Source organism: Mesorhizobium sp. NZP2077 (assembly GCF_013170805.1).
GTDB lineage: Bacteria > Pseudomonadota > Alphaproteobacteria > Rhizobiales > Rhizobiaceae > Mesorhizobium.
On sequence record NZ_CP051293.1, the window covers coordinates 2,225,248 to 2,244,341 of the forward strand.

At 62.3% G+C, this 19,094-nt stretch carries 19 protein-coding genes; 9 read left to right on the forward strand and 10 right to left on the reverse strand.

What is annotated here, in order from left to right; translation table 11 throughout:
- The first annotated feature begins 17 nt into the window (after positions 1 to 17).
- From HGP13_RS10860 to HGP13_RS10900, 9 genes are all read left to right on the forward strand, one after another.
- On the forward strand, positions 18 to 956 hold the full coding sequence (locus tag HGP13_RS10860) for an ABC transporter permease (protein WP_172225027.1): 939 nt from the start codon (positions 18 to 20) through the stop codon (positions 954 to 956).
- An 11-nt stretch (positions 957 to 967) separates the two neighbouring features.
- Positions 968 to 1,819 (forward strand): ABC transporter permease, encoded by an 852-nt coding sequence (locus HGP13_RS10865; RefSeq protein WP_109658905.1) that lies wholly within the window; start codon positions 968 to 970, stop codon positions 1,817 to 1,819.
- Positions 1,816 to 3,468, forward strand: a complete 1,653-nt coding sequence (locus HGP13_RS10870) for an ABC transporter ATP-binding protein (RefSeq protein WP_109658906.1) — start codon at positions 1,816 to 1,818, stop codon at positions 3,466 to 3,468. Before HGP13_RS10865 ends, HGP13_RS10870 begins: the two co-directional genes overlap by 4 nt.
- Positions 3,458 to 4,909, forward strand: coding sequence for an amidase (locus tag HGP13_RS10875; RefSeq protein WP_172225030.1), 1,452 nt, complete (start codon positions 3,458 to 3,460; stop codon positions 4,907 to 4,909). Before HGP13_RS10870 ends, HGP13_RS10875 begins: the two co-directional genes overlap by 11 nt.
- 12 nt (positions 4,910 to 4,921) lie before the next feature.
- Positions 4,922 to 5,851, forward strand: coding sequence for a MurR/RpiR family transcriptional regulator (locus HGP13_RS10880; RefSeq protein ID WP_109658908.1), 930 nt, complete (start codon positions 4,922 to 4,924; stop codon positions 5,849 to 5,851).
- A 29-nt stretch (positions 5,852 to 5,880) separates the two neighbouring features.
- Complete coding sequence (locus tag HGP13_RS10885; protein ID WP_109658909.1) at positions 5,881 to 7,071, forward strand: serine hydrolase; 1,191 nt, start codon at positions 5,881 to 5,883, stop codon at positions 7,069 to 7,071.
- A gap of 118 nt (positions 7,072 to 7,189) precedes the next feature.
- Positions 7,190 to 7,330 carry a hypothetical protein gene (locus HGP13_RS10890; RefSeq protein WP_172225033.1) on the forward strand — a complete coding sequence of 47 codons (141 nt, stop codon included), beginning with the start codon at positions 7,190 to 7,192 and terminating at the stop codon, positions 7,328 to 7,330.
- Positions 7,300 to 7,443 carry a hypothetical protein gene (locus HGP13_RS10895; protein WP_170136651.1) on the forward strand — a complete coding sequence of 48 codons (144 nt, stop codon included), beginning with the start codon at positions 7,300 to 7,302 and terminating at the stop codon, positions 7,441 to 7,443. The genes HGP13_RS10890 and HGP13_RS10895 overlap by 31 nt, the downstream gene beginning before the upstream one ends.
- A gap of 6 nt (positions 7,444 to 7,449) precedes the next feature.
- Entirely contained in the window at positions 7,450 to 7,722 is a 273-nt protein-coding gene (locus HGP13_RS10900) for a hypothetical protein (protein WP_109658910.1), read from the forward strand.
- A gap of 335 nt (positions 7,723 to 8,057) precedes the next feature.
- On the opposite strand, the gene HGP13_RS10905 is transcribed toward HGP13_RS10900, so the two are convergent.
- From HGP13_RS10905 to HGP13_RS10950, 10 genes are all read right to left on the reverse strand, one after another.
- Positions 8,058 to 9,515, reverse strand: coding sequence for an NAD-dependent succinate-semialdehyde dehydrogenase (locus HGP13_RS10905; RefSeq protein WP_109658911.1), 1,458 nt, complete (start codon positions 9,513 to 9,515; stop codon positions 8,058 to 8,060).
- A gap of 18 nt (positions 9,516 to 9,533) precedes the next feature.
- A complete protein-coding gene (locus HGP13_RS10910) occupies positions 9,534 to 10,577 on the reverse strand; it encodes a tartrate dehydrogenase (RefSeq protein ID WP_109658912.1) in 1,044 nt (347 codons plus the stop codon).
- Between the two features lie 205 nt (positions 10,578 to 10,782).
- Entirely contained in the window at positions 10,783 to 11,136 is a 354-nt protein-coding gene (locus HGP13_RS10915; RefSeq protein ID WP_109658913.1) for a cupin domain-containing protein, read from the reverse strand.
- 193 nt (positions 11,137 to 11,329) lie between these two features.
- The gene (locus HGP13_RS10920) at positions 11,330 to 13,024 is read right to left on the reverse strand and encodes a GMC family oxidoreductase N-terminal domain-containing protein (RefSeq protein ID WP_109658914.1); all 1,695 of its coding nucleotides are present in this window, start codon (positions 13,022 to 13,024) and stop codon (positions 11,330 to 11,332) included.
- Positions 13,021 to 13,818 (reverse strand): ABC transporter permease, encoded by a 798-nt coding sequence (locus HGP13_RS10925; protein ID WP_109658915.1) that lies wholly within the window; start codon positions 13,816 to 13,818, stop codon positions 13,021 to 13,023. The genes HGP13_RS10920 and HGP13_RS10925 overlap by 4 nt, the downstream gene beginning before the upstream one ends.
- 3 nt (positions 13,819 to 13,821) lie before the next feature.
- Complete coding sequence (locus HGP13_RS10930; RefSeq protein ID WP_109658916.1) at positions 13,822 to 14,694, reverse strand: ABC transporter permease; 873 nt, start codon at positions 14,692 to 14,694, stop codon at positions 13,822 to 13,824.
- Positions 14,695 to 14,776: 82 nt separating this feature from the next.
- Positions 14,777 to 15,817: an ABC transporter substrate-binding protein gene (locus tag HGP13_RS10935; protein ID WP_109658917.1), complete on the reverse strand. Its 1,041-nt coding sequence runs from the start codon at positions 15,815 to 15,817 to the stop codon at positions 14,777 to 14,779.
- A gap of 60 nt (positions 15,818 to 15,877) precedes the next feature.
- Complete coding sequence (locus tag HGP13_RS10940; RefSeq protein WP_170136652.1) at positions 15,878 to 17,182, reverse strand: FAD-binding oxidoreductase; 1,305 nt, start codon at positions 17,180 to 17,182, stop codon at positions 15,878 to 15,880.
- Between the two features lie 3 nt (positions 17,183 to 17,185).
- On the reverse strand, positions 17,186 to 17,917 hold the full coding sequence (locus HGP13_RS10945) for an HAD-IA family hydrolase (RefSeq protein ID WP_109658919.1): 732 nt from the start codon (positions 17,915 to 17,917) through the stop codon (positions 17,186 to 17,188).
- 31 nt (positions 17,918 to 17,948) lie between these two features.
- On the reverse strand, positions 17,949 to 19,040 hold the full coding sequence (locus tag HGP13_RS10950) for an ABC transporter ATP-binding protein (RefSeq protein ID WP_109658920.1): 1,092 nt from the start codon (positions 19,038 to 19,040) through the stop codon (positions 17,949 to 17,951).
- Positions 19,041 to 19,094 lie beyond the last annotated feature (54 nt).

Sequence of the window (19,094 nt, forward strand, 5' to 3'; positions counted from 1 at the left end):
CGAACCGGAGAACCGGATTGCCCCTTCTGCAACTCATCGCGCGGCGCCTGCTGCAATTGACTGGTGTGCTTGCCGGCATCAGCCTCGTGACGTTCCTGCTCTTGCACATGGCCCCCGGCGATCCCGCTCGGCTTCTTGCCGGGGAGAGGGCGAGTGCTGAAACCATCGCGGCGATCCGCTCGCAATATGGGCTTGACCTGCCTCTCTGGAGGCAGTTCCTGACCTATCTCGCAAACTTGTTTTCGGGTGATATCGGTTTGTCGCTTCGCTTTCAGCGGCCGGTCAGCCAGCTTATCGAACAATTCATGTGGCCGACACTGTTCCTGACCGTCTATGTCATTTGCCTCGCCGTCCCGCCGACGGTCGCGCTCGCCATCCTCGGTGCGCGCCGGCCCGGCGGCGTCGCCGACCAGATCATTCGTCTGGTGGGCATTGCGGGCCTCACCATTCCGGTGTTCTGGCTGGGCATCATGATCTCGCGCCTCTTCGGCGTTAGTCTCGGCTGGTTCCCTGTGTCGGGCTACGGCGCGGGCTTCATCGGGCATCTCCACCACCTCTTCCTGCCTGCAGTGTCGACGGCCATCTGGCTGGTGCCGGTTCTGACGCAGAGCCTGCGCGCTGCCCTCATCGAGAAGACAACGGCCGATTTTGTCACGGCCGCGCGGGCGCAGGGCGCCACGGAACGGCAGATCTTCTGGCAGACCATGCTGCCGAACGCCGTGCTGCCGACACTTAACCTGCTCGGCGTGATGGTGGCCTTCATGATCGGTGGCGCGATCATTGTCGAAACCGTCTATGCGGTGCCGGGCCTCGGCACGCTGATGGTCAACGCGCTGCTTGGCCGCGACTACTACGTCGTGCAGGGGCTGACCCTGGTCTTCGCGGTCTCGACCGTCCTGATCACGCTGCTCGTGGATTTGCTTAGCGCCTTCATCGATCCGCGCGTCCGGCTTTGAGGAGATCGCACATGGCTGAAAGCCCCGTTCTGGCGCAGACCGCGCCCTCGATCCGTCGCATCACACCCACCATGCTGGTTGCGCTCGTCGTCCTGTTCGGATGGCTGGCGCTGGCGCTGGCGGCCCCGGTGATAGCGCCCTGTGACCCAGATGCCATCGACATCATGAACATGCTCTCGCCGCCGAGTGCCGCCCATTTGTTCGGCACGGACCAGGTCGGCCGCGATGTCTTCTCCCGAGTTCTGTTCGCAAGCCGCATCGATCTGCTGCTGTGTGTTGCCGGTGTGCTTCCACCGCTGCTGATCGGCACGACCATCGGGCTGCTGAGCGGCTATTTCCGTGGTGTGGTCGATAATGTGTTCATGCGCATCTACGACCTCACTGTTGCGTTCCCCTTCTTCGTCCTGGTGCTGGCCATCGTCGGCGTGCTCGGGCCAGGGCTCCTCAACTTCATCTTGGCGCTGACGCTTGTCGGATGGGTCAGCTACGCGCGCCTGATGCGGGCGCAGGTGCTGACGATCCGCGAAAGCGAGTATATCCAGGCGGCCAAGTGCCTCGGCTATTCGCCGGCCGCTATCCTCGGCCATCATGTGCTGCCCAACGCCATAGGGCCCGTCATCGCCTACGCGGTCAGTGATGCGGTGCTCGTCATGCTGGCCGGCGCGAGCTTCGGCTTCCTCGGCTTGGGTGCGCAGCCGCCAGCTGCCGAGTGGGGCGTCATGATCGCCGACGGACAGGCATTCGTGCAGCAAGCCTGGTGGATATGCCTGTTCCCCGGTCTGGCCGCGATTTCGCTTGGCCTCGGCTTTGCTTTGCTCGGTGATGGGCTGGGACAGATACATCGCAGGGGAGCTACGGCATGAGCCGGCCGGAGACTGGCAAGCCGCCGCTGCTCGACGTCAAGGACCTCACCGTCAGCTTCGGCGGCTTTGCGGCGGTCAAGAACGTTTCGTTCACGCTCCAGCCGGGAGAGATCCTCGGCATCGTCGGCGAAAGCGGCTCGGGCAAGTCCGTGACCTGCCGTGCCGTGATGCGGCTGCTGACCGGCGCGGCGCGCGCCCAGGGTACGGTGGCGCTCGACGGGCAGGATCTTTTGGCGCTTGGGGAGGAAGAACTGTGCGCCATTCGCGGCCGCGACATCGGCATGATTTTCCAGAACCCGGCATCGCATCTCAACCCGCTGCGCCGCATTGGCCAGCAGGTCGCGGCACCGATGATCCGGCATCTCGGCATCGGCAAACGCGAAGGTCTTCTGCGGGCGGTCAAGCTGCTGGAGGACGTCGGTATCCACGAACCGGAAAAGCGTGCGCGTTCCTATCCGCATGAATTTTCCGGCGGTATGAAACAGCGGGCGATGATCGCCGCCGCCATCGGCTGCCAACCCAAGTTGCTGATCGCCGACGAGCCGACGACCGCCCTCGACGTCACCGTGCAGGCCCGCATTCTTGAATTACTCAAGGAGCTAAACCGCAAGACCGGGCTTGCGATGATCCTCATTTCGCACGATCTCGGCGTCGTCGCGGATATCTGCTCGCGCGTCGTGGTCATGCGCAATGGCGAGGTGGTGGAGCAGGGGCCGATCGACGACGTCATCAACCGGCCACGCCATGCCTATACAAGGCTGCTGATCGAATCCCAGCCCGGCCGCAAAAGCTATGGCTCGGTCGGCAGCCCGGATCGGGGAAAATCGCTGCTTCGCGTCGAAAACCTGTCGGTGACATTCCCCGCCGGGCAGGGCTTGCTCGGCGGCAATTCCTTCCGCGCCCTCGACGGCGTCGATCTGGAGATCAACACGGGCGAAACGGTCGGCATCGTCGGCGAAAGCGGATCGGGCAAGAGCACGCTCGCCCGGTCGATCATTCGCCTGAACACGCCGAGTGGCGGCGCGATCCGTCTGGACGGACAGGATGTCGGGGCGCTCGCCGGCGAGGCGCTGACGGCGTTCCGCCGTCGCGTGCAGATGGTGTTCCAGAACCCGTACGATTCGCTCAATCCGCGCCTGACGATTGCCGAGGCCGTCGCGGAGCCGATCTGGCGGCACGGCATTGCGGACCGAAAGACGGCGCGGGAAGAAGCCGACGCATTGCTGGAGATGGTGGAATTGCCGGGCAGCCTGCGCGATCGCAAGCCGCAGCAGCTTTCCGGCGGCCAATGCCAGCGCGTTGGCCTTGCACGGGCGCTGGCGCTGAAGCCGCAGCTTCTCATCGCGGACGAAATCACCTCGGCCCTCGATGTCACGACACAGGCGCAGATCCTGGAGCTGCTCGTGCGGCTCCAGCGCCAGCGCTCGCTGACGCTGCTCTACATTTCGCACGATCTTGCCGTGGTGAGCAGCCTTTGCCAGCGCGTCTATGTCTTCAAGGCCGGGCGTATCGTCGAGCAAGGCGTGGCGCAGCAGGTTCTGTCCACACCACGGGATCCCTATACGCAGGCGTTGGTCGGTTCGCTGGCCCGGCTGCCGACGACCCAGACAATCCCCCTTTCACAAGGGGTAGCGACCCATGCGACTTGATGAATATGCAGCCCACGACGGAATCAGCCTCGCCAGCCTGCTGGCGAAAGGGAAGGTCACGCCGAGGGAACTCGGCCGATGCGTCGAACAGGCCGTCGCGGCGGTGAACCCTGCGCTGAACGCCGTCATCGAACTCTATCCGGACGCGCTAGAAAGCCTGCCGGAGCGCGCGTCCGCCACCCCCTTCGGCGGCATTCCCACCCTCACCAAGGACTTGGGGGGCTTGGGGGGCCGGCCCGCCGAGTTCGGTAGCCGCCTTGCACAGGGTTTCAGCGCCGGCCACGATGCCGTCTACTGGACGCGTTTGCGAAAGGGCGGACTGGTCAATGCCGGACGAACGGCCAGTTCCGAATTCGGCGTGCCGGCGACGACGGAATCGCCACTCTATGGTGCCACCCGCAATCCGTGGAACCCGGAACGTGGCGTTGCCGGCTCAAGCGGCGGCGCGGCGGCCGCCGTTGCTGCGGGCATCGTGCCTTTCGCGCAGGGCAGCGACGGCGGCGGATCGATCCGCAACCCGGCCGCGTTCTGCGGCTTGATCGGTCTGAAACCTTCACGCGGGCGGGTTACCGGCGCGCCGAATGCGAATGCCCCGCTTCTGGGACTGGCGACGGCCTTCATGCTGACGCGCTCTGTGCGCGATACGGCCGTGCTGCTCGACTTGTGCCACGGTCCCGATGCCGGCGACGGCTATGAAATTGCGGCGCCGGCAGGCACCTATCGCGATGCCATGCAGCGCCCGCCGCGGGGGCTGCGGATCGCTCTGTGTACAAAGTCGTGGTCGGGCGTTCAGCTCGACCCGGAGGTTGCGGCAGCAACAAGGTCTGCCGCGGAACGGTTCGCAGCTCTCGGTCACCATGTCGATGAAGCGTCACCGGACTTCGATTATCCCGCCTTCCTCCATGCGCAGAAGGTCATCTGGGCCGCGGATGCCGCCGCGCATATGCCGGCCATGGCGCGGTATATGAACCGCTCGCTGGAGGAAGCGCTTGGTACAAGCGTATATGCTCTTTATCGCTGGGGGCTCTGCATCAGCGGCGCACAGCTTATCGACGCGCTTGCCGTCTATGATCGCGTGACCCGGCAGGTCGGGCGCTTCCTTGCCGGATATGATCTCTTGCTGACGCCGACCAGCACCATTTTGCCGGAACCGATCGGCACCTTCGATCCCAATCGCGCCGGTATCGACGCCGATGGCGTGTTCGACGATCTGGCGCCGAAGGAGACGTTCACCGCGCTGTTCAACGCGACAGGACAGCCCGCGATATCCCTGCCGCTCGGGCGCAGTTGGGACGGCCTGCCCATCGGCATCCAGCTCGTGGCCCGCTTTGGACGGGAAGACCTGCTGCTTGCGGCTGCGCGGCAAATGGAGGAAGAGCTAGAAAGCGCTCCCGGCATCTGGGGACAGGGGCGTCCGGCCATTCACGCCGGCAACTTCTAGGAGTCAGTCACTGTGGCGAAAGCACGAAGCGGCAAGGATGCCGCGGGATCGAATGGCGTTGAGGAGAAGATCGACATCGAAGCGATCCTGCGCGACCGCATGTCCGGGTTTTCGCCGTCGGAGCAAAGCCTTGCGGCCTATATCTTGGACAACATCCAGATATTGCCCTTCGAGACCGGCAGCAGCATAGCGCAGGCGGTCGGCGTCAGCGAGATGACCGTCACGCGGTTCGTTCGCGGCCTTGGCTTCGAGAACCTGCGCGACCTCAAGAAACGATTGCGCGTGGCGGTCACGGAGAAGGACAGCGAAATCGATGACTACATGGCCCGCTTTCAGATGCGCGAAGGCCGGCAGCAGATGCTGCAGGAAAGCTTGCGGCTGGAGCTGGATGCCATCGTGAAGGCCTATGCGTTGACCACGTCCGAAGTGTGGGACGAGGCGGCGAGCCTGCTGGTGAAGGCGCGCACCATCTATGTCGTCGGTTTCCAGGCCTCGAAGGGCCTGGCGCTCGATTTCGCCAGCCGCCTGCTGTGGGCGCGTTCCAACGTCATTTTCGTCGACAACACCTCGGGCACGTTCGGCGAGATCATCAACGCAGATCCCAAGCACAGCGCCGTCGTCCTTGTTGACACGGCCTCCTATGCGACGCGCGGCATCAAGCTGGTGGAGAAGCTGAAGTCGATGGACATGCCGCTGGTCATCGTCACCGACAAGTTCAGTCACTGGGCCTTTGCCTATACGCGCTTCGTCTTCGAGGCGCATACGCATGTGAAGACCTTCTGGGATTCTACGGCAAGCCTCAGTGTCGTGCTCAATCTGCTCATCGACGCCGTTGCCACCAAACTCGGGCCGAAGGCTAAGCGCAACTTCGCCATGATGAGCGACATGGGCACCCTCTTCGGAGAATTCGTCGGCGGCAGCTATCTGCGCCGTAACGATTGATCCATTCCAAACCGCAAGCGAGAGCATGCATGAGCAGTATTCCGCCATTCCGTGATCCGACTGCCCCCGGCAGTTCTCTCGTTCCGAGGCAAGACTGGGATCGCGCGCCCTGGAACCGCTGGACTTTCCAGCATGTCCGGGACCTGCTGCCGACTACGCAGGTCTGGCGCGGAGCAGGGCCGGCAAGCCTGCTGCCGGCGGATCTGCGGGATATCGACGCCATTGCCTTCGCGGCGGAGGGGCAGGCCTATACCATTGGCAGCTTCCTCGAGACGAGCTATGCCGATGGCCTCCTGGTGCTCCATGGCGGCAAGATCGTCGCCGAGCGCTACCTGAACGGCATGACACCGCATACCCAGCACCTGTCGCAATCGGTCGCCAAGTCGGTCGTCGGCACCGTGGCGGGCATCCTGATCGGCCGCGGAGTGGTCGATCCGGCCGCGTCCCTGACGCACTATCTGCCGGAGCTGGAGGCGACGGCCTATCGCGGCGCGACCGTCCAGCACGTGCTCGACATGACCAGCGGCGTGGCCTTCGACGAGACCTATACCGCGCTCGATTCCCACATGGCGCAACTCGATGTCGCCAGCGGCTGGAAGGATCGTTGGAACCCGAACTGGCCCACAAATGTCTGGGACCTGATCCTGTCTTTGAAGGATCTGGAGTGCCCGCACGGTACCTCCTTCCGCTACCGCTCGATCGAGACGGATCTCCTGTCCTTCGTTCTACAGCGCGCCGCCGCTGCCCCGCTTGGAGAACTCGTCAGCCGTGAATTGTGGGCGCCGATGGGGGCGGAGGAGGACGCCTATTTCACCGTGGACGCTGCCGGCTATGCTCTGGGTGACGGCGGGTTCAATGCGACTCTTCGCGACTATGCTCGTTTCGCCCTGCTGCATCTTCGCGGCGGCGAGATCGATGGCCGGCGTATCGTGTCGACCGAGTGGATTACCGGGACACGGTTTGGTGCTGACCCGACACTCTTCGGCGGCGTCTATCAAGAGGTTCTACCCGCCGGGGCATATCACAACCAGTTCTGGATCGAGGATACCGTACGCGGCGTCTATATGGCCCGCGGCGTCTTCGGACAACTGATCTACATCGACCCGGTGGCGGATTTCGCGGCGGTTGTCCTGTCGAGCTGGCCGGAATTCGTCAGCTCGACGAGGATGCGGACAGCGCTGGCGGCCGTCAGGGCTATCCGAGGGGCGCTGTCGTCGTAGCGAGCAGGTTATCCCCGTTCTGGTCCGCAGCCGCGCTGGCGCTCGCCCTGGTCGCGTGGCCAGGTGCGGTTGGACGTCCCGGCCCGCTTGAGGGCATAGAATCGAGGGGGAAGAGACAATGAAAACAATTCGCAACGTGTCCGACCTGCGCGTGGTCATGCACCGCAACGAACGGCCGATCTATTTTATCTCGGCCACCAACTTCAACCTGCTCGGCATTGACCAGTGGTGCGAAACTTCAAGTTCATCAGCTACATAGACTGCTTCGACGGCCGCCACCCCAAGGTGATGGTGCCCTCGCGCCAGCCGCACAACGAGTTCGCCTCGCTCGCCTCCGTGCCCAATACGCTCGGACCGGCCAAGACCTATTAAGAGCTGATGGCTTGGGCGAAGAAGGCAGGAATCGGCACCGACCTCGTTGTCCAGACGGCGTTCGGCGACAGCGGCCACACCACCTTCTTCATCTCCAATGAGCAGGAATACGGCCGTCACGCCAAGGAGATCCAGGCGCAGGACGAGGTCATGATCATGAACCGCATCAATTGCCGGGGCGCGACTATGGAAGCCTGCGCCACCCGCTCCGGCACGCTCGTCGGACCGCTGCTCACCGAGGTGGTGAGCCGTCGCGAGCTGACTGGCAACGCTCATTGAGGCGCTCGTCTCGATAACGTTCCTGAAGCTGAGCCCGACCGAGTAGATAGGTCTAATACAACTTTGCCTCGACAGCGGATGTGGCGGGCGGTGCGGAGCACAGTCAGGATGGTCATCTCAGTCGGGACGCTCAGCCGCCGGTCACGGATCTTCTGAATTGCTTCAAGACGATGCGGCTCTTTTTGCGGCTATGTGACCAAACGCATGACGGCTCCCGCAACAAGCCCGTCTCGCGCCAGGCTCGGTGAAGTCGCCAGCTTTCCTAGCCGACGGAACCGGAGGCCGGAGGGTTACAATGATGGGCCGCACGCAAGAAGACATGCATCCTTCGCGGTTCAGCTCAGCCCACCAATGTGGAAGGTTTTCATTTCCAGATACTCCTCGATTCCGCACTGAGCACCCTCCCGGCCGAGGCCGGACTGCTTGACGCCGCCGAAGGGGGCGACTTCGGTAGAAACAGAGCCGGTGTTGAGACCGACCATACCGAACTCCAGCGCTTCGACAACGCGCCAGGAGCGCTTCAGGCTTTCGGTATAGAAATAGGCAGCAAGCCCGAAGGGCGTTGCATTGGCGATGGCGATGGCCTCGGCTTCCGTTTCGAACCGGAACAACGGGGCGACCGGGCCGAAGGTTTCCTCGCGGGCAAGCAGCATGTCGGTCGTCGCGCCGCCGAGCACCAGGGGCACGGCATATTGCTTGCCCTTGGGCATGTCGGGGCGCTTCGAAAGAATCTGCGCGCCCTTGGCAAGCGCGTCCGCTACATGGCGGTCGATCTTGTCGATAGCGGCCTCGTTGATCATCGGGCCGATATCGACCGGCGCGCCCGTGCCGGGGCCGACCTTCATCGCGGACACGCGGGCCGACAGTCTGGCGGCGAAAATGTCATAGACACCCGACTGGACAAGAATCCGGTTTGAGCAGACGCAGGTCTGGCCGCCATTGCGGAACTTGGAGACGATGGCACCTTCGATAGCCAGGTCGATGTCGGCGTCGTCAAACACGATGAACGGCGCATTGCCGCCAAGCTCAAGGCTCAGCCGCTTGATGCTGTCGGCGGCGCCGCGCATCAGAACCGACCCGACGCGGGTCGATCCGGTAAAGGAGATCTTGCGCACCGTTTCATTCGCCATCAGCTCGGTGCCGATCTCGGCCGGCATACCGGTCACGATGTTGATCACGCCGGGTGAAATACCGGCGCGTTCGGCCAGCACTCCGAGCGCAAGGGCGGAGAAGGGGGTGAATTCCGACGGCTTGACGACCACGGTACAGCCTGCGGCAAGGGCGGGCGCCACCTTACGGGTGATCATCGCGTTCGGGAAGTTCCAAGGGGTGATGATGGCGCAGACGCCGACCGGTTCTTTCAGTATGACGATCCTGCGGTCCGCTGTCGGCGAGGGGATGGTCGTGCCACCGACACGCCGGGCTTCCTCGGCGAACCATTTGACGAACGACGCCCCGTAGCGGATTTCGCTAAGCGCTTCCGACAGCGGTTTGCCCTGCTCAAGCGAGAGGATCAGGGCCAAATCCTGCTCATGCTCGAGCATCAGGCGGTGCCACGCTTCCAGCAGAGCGCCGCGCTCGGCGTGGGTCTTGGCTTTCCATGGCGCAAAGGCGGCATCGGCGGCCGCGATCGCCTCACGGGTCTCAGCACCGCAGACGTCGGGAACATGGCCTAGCGTCCCTTGCGTCGCGGGGTCCGTCACCGGCACCGAAGCGCCCGAGGCCGCGTTGCGCCAAGCGCCAGCGATGAGGCATTGCTCGCGGAACAGGCTTTTGTCGTTCAGGGTTTTCATGGCGAGATCCTCTTCAATTTATGCGAGCGCAGCCAGGACAGCGGCGGTAATCGCATCCGTCCTGTCCCTGCCGGGCACTGTGCCGATGCCTTGCGCGGTGGCGGTCTCAACGGCTTTGATGATGTCTGCGGCCGCCGCCGCTTCGCCGAGATGATCGAGCATCATGGCGGCGGACCAGATCGCCGCAATCGGATTGGCGATGCCGAGATGGGCGATGTCAGGGGCGGACCCATGTACCGGTTCGAACATCGACGGTGCGCTACGTTCTGGATTGATGTTAGCGGATGCGGCGAAACCGAGCCCGCCCTGGATCGCGGCGCCGATATCGGTCAGGATGTCACCGAACAGGTTGGAGGCCACAACCACATCGAGGCTCTCCGGCGCCGTGATCATGCGTGCGGCGAGCGCGTCGACGTGATAGCTGGTCACTTCGACATCAGGATAATCCGCCTCCAGCTTTCGCGTGATCTCGTCCCAGAACACCATCGAGTACTTCTGCGCATTGGACTTGGTGACGGAGGCCAGCTTGCCCCGCCGCGCCCGCGCCTGCTCGAAGCCGAAGCGCAGGATGCGCTCGACGCCGGCGCGGGTGAAGATCGATGTCTCCACCGCAACCTCGTCCATCGTGCCAACATGAACGCGGCCGCCGGCCCCGGAATATTCCCCCTCGGTATTTTCGCGGATGCACAGGATGTCGAAGGCGCCGGCCCTCAAAGGTCCTTCGACGCCCGGCAACAGCCTGTGCGGACGGATATTGGCATATTGCACGAAGGCCTTGCGGATCGGCAGAAGCAGACCGTGCAGCGAAACGGAATCCGGCACTTCGGCGGGCCAGCCGACGGCACCAAGCAGAATAGCATCGTGACCTCGCAGGGTCTCGATACCGTCTGACGGCATCATTGATCCGGTTTCTTTGTAGAAGGCGCAGGACCATGGAAAGCTCTTGGCTTCGAGCGCGAAATTCCCACGTTTGGCTGCGGCTTCCAGGATTTGCCAAGCGGCTTCAATGACCGGGCCGCCGATGCCGTCACCTGGGACAAGCGCGATAGTGTAGGTTGTCATGTGTTCCCCTTACGGAGCGATCAGCACGCTTTGACTCGCGGTTTGGCCTACCGCCTTGGGGGCCGAATTCTTGCCGATGCCGGGGCCTAACAGCCGCCAGTCGACTGGATATTGGCGCGCGAGCGGCCGTGGCGACGCACATTTCCTGCGCGTGTGCTGCCCTCTGGTGACCCGCCTGGAGGGCCTGAAATCCCGCAGCATCATGTCAGCTGACGGTGACGTAAATCTTGCGGACGGTCTCGACCGTGCGCCAGACGCCGGCGAAGCCAGGCTTCATGACGAAATTGTCGCCGGCGCGATAGGTTGCGGTTTCGCCGTCCTTCTCCGTCAGTTCGACGACGCCGGAGAGGATGTGGCAGAATTCGAAGGTCGTGCCCTTGATCGAATGGGTTTCACCGGGGGTGGCCTCCCATACGCCGGTGTGAACGGTCTCCTCGCGCGAGACGTCCTGCGCCCATGTTTTGAATGACGGGTCGCCGGATATCAGACGGTTTGCTGCGGCCTTGGATTCGCGGGGCGGGGCTTGTGGGTCGGTTTCGATGCGCTTGATGAGGGGCATGGTCGTTTCCTTCTGGGATGTTTCAATTCCTGCACTGGCTCGCGAGTATGGCGCCGACCGTCGGAACATTGCCGTTGACGAGGTTGAAGCTTGGCCGACCGCGTCAAAACCATGCGCCGTCGATCTGAGATTTCCGCACACTTTCCATTGTCGAGTCCGGTGTCCGGCCATTCTGGCCCGATGGCTTTTCCGTTCAGTTCGCAGCGCGGATCATGTCGGCGATGCGCTCGGCCATCATGATCGTTGGAATGTTTGTGTTGGCGCACGGAATCGAGGGCATCAACGATGCATCGCAAACACGCAACCCTTCCGTTTGGTAAACCTTGCCGAAAGGCGACGTCACGGCCATCGCATCATCGGGCGTCCCCATGCGGCAGGTGCCGGAGGGATGCCAGGTTCCGGCGACATGCCGGGAGACGAATTCGGTCAGCGCGGCATCGTCCTTCAGCAATCCATCCACGGTCGTCCCCATCGTAATCACCGAATGCACAAGAGCTGCGCGTAGTGGCCCGGCTATGTCGAGCATTGCCGACAGGGCACCCCGCTGCACCGCATTCCAGGGACCTGGAACGGCGACTTTCGCGACGCGCGGCGAGTAGCTGGAGGGGAAAACGGTGCCGCGAGCGCCGTTCATGGTCGGATCAAGCAAAGTCTGCGCACCGAGCCGCAAGGCGCTCTTCAGCCGCTCAAGATCCCGCTCGTCGCTGAGCATGCGGAAATCGACATCCGGCTCCGCATCGGGATCGGCGCTGGAAAGACGCACAACACCGCGCGAATAGGATTTGTTGACCCAGAAGAACAGGCTGCCCATGCGCAACCCGACGGAATGCCAGCCCGAGCGCGACAGGATGGCCGCATGCATGTCGCCGTACGGCGTTCCCTCAAGGTTGGAGGAGAAACGCCAGACCGCCTGTTCGTGATGCTCGCCTTTGTCGCGCACCCGCATGTGCGAGGGAAGGAAGGCTGCAACGGCAATCGAGGGGTGCTCCATCAAGTTTCGTCCGACCCCGGATCTCGATGCGACAACCGGAATGCCGAGAGCCGCAAGCTCATTGCCAGGCCCCACGCCGGACCGCTGCAGGAGTGCCGGAGAATGTATGGCGCCGGATGCCACAATCACCTCGCGGGCCATAATCTTCCCAGCGTGGGGCCCGGATATCTCAGCGCCGATTGCGCGGGCGCCATCGAAGAGGATGCGCGTTGCCACGCTGTCGGTCACGATTTTGAGGTTCGCCCGTTTGCGCACTTCGGGCGTCAGATAGGCGATGGAGGTCGGCAGGCGGTCGCCCGCATCGCTAACAGCGATCGCGCCGCGAAAGGCGCCGTCCTGCCAAGGGCCGTTCTGGTCTGGCTTGATTGGATGTCCCCGTGCCTCCAGCGTTTTCATCACGCGTGCGACAAAGGGCGAGATCTTTGCATCGCTGACGCGGCGGATGGTCAGCGGGCCATCCATGCCATGCAGCGGCCCTTGAAAATCTCTGTCTGCCTCGATCTTCCTGAAATAGGGCAGGCACTCCTCCCAGCCCCAGCCCGTGGCCCCCAGCGACACCCATTCGGCATAGTCGGAGGGCGCGCCGCGATTGGCCATCAGCGCGTTGATGGCCGAGCCGCCGCCGAGAAGTCTGGCCTGCTCATAGCGGCGCGACAGACGCGTCGCGCTGTTGGAGCGAGCGTACCCCATCATCGCGGTAAGGGAAGACCAGATGTTGCGTGTGTCGAGATAGGCGCGGCCGGGATAGCGGCTGCGCACCGCCTCTGGAATGTCGTCGGCGGATATGTTGCGTCCGGCTTCGACCAGCGTCACGGTGCGGTTTGGATCCTCCGACAGCCGTGCGGCAAGGACGCAGCCGGCCGAGCCGCCCCCCAGGATCAGATGATCGACGATCATCCGGCTTTCTCCGTGCGTCGTTTGCTGCCGCGCGCATTGATCGCCACCAGCATCAGCATGATGAAGGAAACGGCAGTCAGGAGCGAGCTGATCGCGGCGATTGTTGGGTCAATCTCATCGCGCAGCGCCGTGAACATGCGCTTGGTCAGGGTCTGATATTCACCGCCCGAGATGAACAGCGAAACCACCGTTTCGTCCATCGCGGAGATGAAGGCGAACAGCAGGCCCGAAATGACGCTGGGCCGGATCTGCGGCAGGGTGACGATGAAGAAGGTGCGCAGCCGATTCATACCCAGGCTGCGCGAGACCATCTCCTGCGTATGGTCGAATTTGCGCAGGCCGACCAGCACCGAGGTGATCACATAGGGAAGTCCGAGCATCGTATTGGCGAGAATGAGGCCCGTCATGCTCGCCAGCAGCCCAACTTGCGCATAGACGAGAAAGACGCCGACGGCGGTGATGACGATGGGCACCACCAGCGGCAAAAGCAGGACGAGCTGCAAGCTGCGCACCAGTTTCGACGAAGTCATGTTGAGCGCGTAGGCGGCAGCCGTTCCGAAAATCGTGGCCAGCACGGCGCTACTAACCGCGACGATCAGGCTGACACGGGTCGCCTGCATCCAGGCGGCGCTGTCGAGATAGGCCTCATACCAGCGTAGCGACCACGAGGGCGGCGGGAAGGTCAGGAACCGGGCGCTTGAAAAGGACATCGGCACAATGATGACGATCGGTATGACCAGCCAGGCCAAAATAAGAGCGACCACGGCGTAAAGCAGGAGACTGGAAGCGCGCATGCCTCACCTCGTTCCGATGATGCGTTCGAAGGGAATGAGAAGGCTGGCCAGCTTGAACACGAGGAAGACGCAGATCATCAGCACGACGCTGATCGAGGAAGCAGCCCCCCATTCGTTGTAGACTTGGATATTGCGCGATACGAGCATGGAAACCATGTAGGTGCGCCCGCCGCCGAGCAATTCTGGCGTGATGTAGAAGCCCAGCGTCAGCACGAAGACCAGAACCATGCCGGCGATCATGCCCGGCAGCGACAGCGGCAGGAAGACACGCAGAAAAACATGCAATGGAGATCCGCCGAGGCTCGAGCCGGCCATGACCAGCTCCTGCGGGATCTTCTTCATCGTGGCGTAGAGAGGCAGCACCATGAAGGGCAAAAGGATGTGGATGGTGGCAAGCACGGTGCCGAATTCGTTGTTGACCAGCAACAGCGGGCTGTCGATCAATCCGGCGCTTTTCAGCGCGGAATTGACGATGCCGGTGCGCTGCAAAAGGATGAGCCAGGCATAAGCGCGCACCAGAACGCTGGTCCAGAAGGGCAGAAGGACGAGAGCCAGAACGATCATGCTCCAGCGCTGTGGCAGTCCCGCCGCCACATAGGCGACGGGATAGCCGAGCAGAACGGTTGCCAACGTGACGACGAAGGCAATGCGGAAGGTCTGCAAAAACGTCATCCAGTAGACGGAATCGGTTAGAAACCGCTGGTAGTTGACGATGGTGAAGCCGCCATCCTGCCAGATCGACTGCCACGCCAGCCAGCCGAGCGGCACGATCAGAAGCGCACCGACGACCAGAAGCGCGGGCGCCAGGAGCAGAAGCATCAGCCTCTGCTCGCTGCGCTCGTGACTGTCGGACGGGCTTGCTATCGATATCGTCATCAATGACCCTCCCAAGACGTCTTTGCGCTTTCTGATGCAGGTCGTTTTCCCGAAGCCGCTGCGCACTTGCGGGCGACATGCTTTACTGCTGGATAAAGGACGCCCAGCGTTTTTGCGCGTCTTCGCCAGCCTTCGAGCTCCACCATTCGTCGGACACCAGAACCTGTTTGGCGGCATTCTCGGGGGAACTTGGCATTTCGGCCGCGCGCTCCGGTGTGATCTTGCCGGTCTTGTAGGCTTCCGGGTTGCCCGGACCGTAGTCGATATAGGCCGGGAAGTTCGCTTGAATATCCGGCGTCATCGCCGCGTTGACGAATTTGACCGCCGTATCGAGATTAGGCGCACCTTTCAGGATGCACAGCGAGGTATATTGAAGGAAGCCTTGATTGAACGTGTAGCTGACGGGGATGCCCTCCTTGGCGACTGCGGTGACGCGGCCGTTCCACGCCATTTCCATATCAACTTCACGATCGGCCAGAAGCTGCGCCGACTGCGCGCCCGATGTCCACCAGACGGTGATATAAGGCTTGATCTCCTGGAGCTTCTTGAAGGCTCGATCGACATCGAGCGGATAGAGCTTGTCGGCCGGTACGCCATCCGCGAGCAGGGCCGCCTCGAGCGTTGCCAGCGGATGGTTGCGCAGCGCCCGCGTGCCGGGAAATTTCTTCACGTCCCAGAAATCAGCCCAGCTTTTCGGCGGATTGTCGCCAAACTTATCCTTGTTGTAGGCGAGCACGCTTGAATAGAATTCGTAGGCCACGGAATAAGGGCTCTTGTACTGCGCAGGCATCTTCTGTGCATTGGGGATCTTGGAAAAATCGAGCTTTTCGATCATGTCTTGCTGTCCGCCGCGAATGCAATCCTGCGTCGGTGTGTCGACGACGTCCCAGACCGGCTTGCCCGTTGCCGTCTGGGTCTTGATGACTGGCCAAGCATCCGGCGCGCTGTCCTGGTTGATGGTGATGCCAAGCAGGGCGGCCACCGGATCGAGGATGGCCTTGGTCTGGGCCTCTTGATAGGCGCCGCCTTGCGAGACGAACGTGATCTGTTCCGCCGACGCAAAACCGACGGAAAAGCCGATGACTGAAGCGGAAAGCACGAGCGTGGAAAATTTCGGTAGCATGTCCGTTCTCCTCTTGTTGGCAGGGTTTCAAACCCTGTTTTGACGTTTGAATGCTGGGTCTTAGCGCCCGATTGCATCGAGGAACTGGTACCACCCGGCGACAAGCCGGACAGCGGGTTCCCGGATGGGATAGAAAGGAACGGCTTTCAGCCGTTGCGAAGTCAGAAGCCCGAGATCCGGGCTTTCGCCGGCCACGATAGCGGCGACGTGTTTTCCCATATTGGAGGCCAGCGCCACGCCGGTGCCGTTGTACCCGACCGCATAGACGATCCGGTCATCAAGCCGGCCGGCATGCGGGATGCTGTCCATCGTCATCGCGACCAGACCGGACCAGCGATGGGTAACAGTCGCACCGGCAAGCTCTGGGAACTGACGAACCATAGCCTTGTGCAGGGCGGTAAAAGCGCTTTGCGAATCCTTCTTTCCGAAGGCGCCGCGCCCGCCATAGAGCAAGCGGTCTCCGGCCTTGCGGAACCAACGCATCATTCGCCGCGTCTCGGTGTAGCTGCGGTCCTTGGTCAGAAGATTGGCCCCGGGTTTTCCTGTCAGCGGTTCCGTGGCGATCATGGCCGAACGAAACGGGATGATCGAGGTGCGCACGGCAGCGGTAGCTGTCGTCAGGTCGGAATACGAATTGGTCGCAACCACCGCCTGTGCGGCGGTCACAGTACCGGAAGGCGTTTCCAACAGAACGCCCATCCCCTCGCGCTTCAGCCGTGTGATCGGCGTGTTTTCGAAAATGTCGATGCCGGCAGCTTTAAGCCCGGCCGCGATGCCGAACACGAAATTAAGCGGATGGATGATGCCGCCGTGCGTGTTGAGCATTCCGCCGACGAAATCCCGAGATCCGGTTTCCGTCCCCATCTCCAAGGCCGTCAGAATGGAACAGGCCGGGTCGCCGAGTACCTCGTGCAGCCACGCAGCTTCTTTTTTCAATCCTTCGAGCGAAACCGCATTGTGCGCGCATCGCAGCGATCCGGTCGAACGGTAATCGGCGGACGCAATGTTATAATCCTCCACCAGTTCGCCGACATGCTCGATCGCCTCAATACCGAGATCGTGCATCCGTCGGGCGGCCTCCAAGCCAAACCGTTCGGCGATCTGCGAAAATGCAATGCGGAATTTTCCAGAAACCACGCCACCGTTGCGACCACTGGCGCCCCAGCCGATGCGGTTCGCCTCGAGAACCACCGATGACAGGCCTCGGCGAGCGAGATACCGGGCCGTTGAAAGGCCCGTGTAGCCGCCGCCGATAATCGCCACGTCGTAGTGGCGATCTCCCGGAAGTCTGCTGAAAACAGGCCGTGGACAGGCCGTCTCCTGCCAAAGCGAGTGGATATCGGGGAAGGGCGGGTGCGCGGTCATCACTCAGGCCGCGCTGGCGATCCTGTGACCTGCGGCCAGATCCGCGTCCACAGCGTCTGCCAGTTGCTTTAGCGAGGAGAAATGGAAGTCGGGTGTGGTGAGCACCTTGGGTTCCGGTGTGCCGCCAAATCCTGTCTGGCCCTGACGTCGCTCGATCCAGCAGGTCGTGTAGCCAAGCTCCGTAGCGACGCCGATATCGTGATGCTGACTCTGGGCCACGTGCAGGATTTCCGATTGCTTGTAGCCGGAGGCGGACTGACGGCCCTTGTTGAAGGCGAAAAACTGTGGATTGGGCTTGGCGCATCCGGCTTCGTCACAGGTGACGCTGTCGTGAAAGGGACTGCCAAGCGTGGCCGAATAGGCCGAAAATGCCGTGCGATCGGCATTGGTCATTGCCACCAAGCGGAAATTGCGCCGCAACCGCGCCAAAGCCTCGACGGAATCGGAAAAGGCCGGCCACCGCAGGACCGCGAGCTGGAAGGCTTCCGCCGTTGCCTCCGCTCGGGTGAAGTCCATTTCCGTTGCCAACGACAGATAGACATCTTTCATGGCGAAGGATGAGCGGCCGTAGAACTTGTCGCGGCCGCGCTTGTAGGATTCGAAAATCGCATCGTCGGAGGCAGCCTTCGCCTTGTCGCCGCCGAGCGCGCGAACGGCATTGAGCACGCCCGTTTCGAAGTCGATCAACGTGCCGACGACATCGAAGGTCATGACCTTGAATTCGCTGAGTTTCATTATGCGGTTTCCTTTTGGCAAATCAGGGCGTTCAGGGGGCGTCCGGGACGACGATCGTGTCTTCGGGGTGCAAGGCTACCGTGATCGGTTCGCCGGGTTTCTTGAGGTGCAACCGTCCGGCATGATTGCTGGGAAGCCTGAGGCTCAGATCTCCGCCGGAAGACAATTTCAGAAACACCCGGATACTCTCGCCCTGATAGAGCGTCTCGGTCACCGTCCCCGAAAGCCTGTTCGACGCGTGCGGCGCGTTGTCATCGGCGACCACAAGTTTTTCAGAGTGCACCGCGAGAGACAGCGCCTTGCCTTGGGGAACGCTGCGCGATGTGCGCAGAACGGCATCGCCGAGCGTTACTGTATCGTTGCCGGCGCGTGTGACGGGCAAAAGAGTTGCCTCCCCGATGAAGCGCGCGACGAAGGAATCGGCGGGATGGTCATGCAGCTGTTCGGGTGTGTCGATCTGGACGAAGCGGCCCTTGTTCATGATGGCGACGCGATCGCTCATTGTCAGAGCTTCCCGCTGGTCGTGCGTGACATAGACGATCGTCGCGCCGAGCTTGCGGTGCAGCCGTTTCAGTTCGATCTGCATGGATTCGCGCAATTGCTTGTCGAGCGCCGACAGCGGTTCGTCCATCAAGATCAGCCGCGGCTCGAAGATGATGGCGCGGGCCAGTGCTACACGTTGGCGCTGCCCGCCGGACAGTTCGTGGACGCGCCTGCTCTCGAAGCCGCCCAGTTCGACCATATCGAGCGCGCCTTGCAGCTTGTCGGCCCAGTTTGATTTCGGCAGGCGACGTGCGCGCAGCGGAAAGGTGATGTTTTCCCCGACGCTCATATGCGGGAAAAGAGCATAGTTCTGGAAGACGATGCCAATATCGCGTTTGTGCGGAGGCTCGAATGTAATATCGCGGGTGCCGAGCCAAATTGACCCGGATGTCGGTTGGACGAAGCCGCCAAGAAGACCCAGAAATGTCGTCTTCCCCGATCCGGACGGACCGAGAATGGAGACGAACTCGCCTGGAGCGACCTCGAGACTGACATTGTCCAGTGCGCGAAAATGTCCATAGCTCTTGCTGGCCGCGCGAATGGAGGCACCTACGCGATCCGCTTTCGTTGCATCAATCATATGATTCCACTACGAAATTCATCAGCGGCGCTTTGGTGGGGCGCATGCTGCATT

Bases quoted from the DNA above. Each gene is read 5' to 3' on its own strand.
- HGP13_RS10900 (WP_109658910.1), top strand. From the start codon at position 7,450: ATGGCTTGGGCGAAGAAGGCAGGAATCGGCACCGACCTCGTTGTCCAG.
- HGP13_RS10875 (WP_172225030.1), top strand. From the start codon at position 3,458: ATGCGACTTGATGAATATGCAGCCCACGACGGAATCAGCCTCGCCAGC.
- HGP13_RS10870 (WP_109658906.1), top strand. From the start codon at position 1,816: ATGAGCCGGCCGGAGACTGGCAAGCCGCCGCTGCTCGACGTCAAGGAC.
- HGP13_RS10865 (WP_109658905.1), top strand. From the start codon at position 968: ATGGCTGAAAGCCCCGTTCTGGCGCAGACCGCGCCCTCGATCCGTCGC.
- HGP13_RS10885 (WP_109658909.1), top strand. From the start codon at position 5,881: ATGAGCAGTATTCCGCCATTCCGTGATCCGACTGCCCCCGGCAGTTCT.
- HGP13_RS10915 (WP_109658913.1), bottom strand. From the start codon at position 11,136: ATGCCCCTCATCAAGCGCATCGAAACCGACCCACAAGCCCCGCCCCGC.
- HGP13_RS10905 (WP_109658911.1), bottom strand. From the start codon at position 9,515: ATGAAAACCCTGAACGACAAAAGCCTGTTCCGCGAGCAATGCCTCATC.
- HGP13_RS10945 (WP_109658919.1), bottom strand. From the start codon at position 17,917: ATGAAACTCAGCGAATTCAAGGTCATGACCTTCGATGTCGTCGGCACG.
- HGP13_RS10950 (WP_109658920.1), bottom strand. From the start codon at position 19,040: ATGATTGATGCAACGAAAGCGGATCGCGTAGGTGCCTCCATTCGCGCG.
- HGP13_RS10930 (WP_109658916.1), bottom strand. From the start codon at position 14,694: ATGACGATATCGATAGCAAGCCCGTCCGACAGTCACGAGCGCAGCGAG.
- HGP13_RS10925 (WP_109658915.1), bottom strand. From the start codon at position 13,818: ATGCGCGCTTCCAGTCTCCTGCTTTACGCCGTGGTCGCTCTTATTTTG.
- HGP13_RS10940 (WP_170136652.1), bottom strand. From the start codon at position 17,182: ATGACCGCGCACCCGCCCTTCCCCGATATCCACTCGCTTTGGCAGGAG.
- HGP13_RS10890 (WP_172225033.1), top strand. From the start codon at position 7,190: ATGAAAACAATTCGCAACGTGTCCGACCTGCGCGTGGTCATGCACCGC.
- HGP13_RS10920 (WP_109658914.1), bottom strand. From the start codon at position 13,024: ATGATCGTCGATCATCTGATCCTGGGGGGCGGCTCGGCCGGCTGCGTC.
- HGP13_RS10910 (WP_109658912.1), bottom strand. From the start codon at position 10,577: ATGACAACCTACACTATCGCGCTTGTCCCAGGTGACGGCATCGGCGGC.
- HGP13_RS10935 (WP_109658917.1), bottom strand. From the start codon at position 15,817: ATGCTACCGAAATTTTCCACGCTCGTGCTTTCCGCTTCAGTCATCGGC.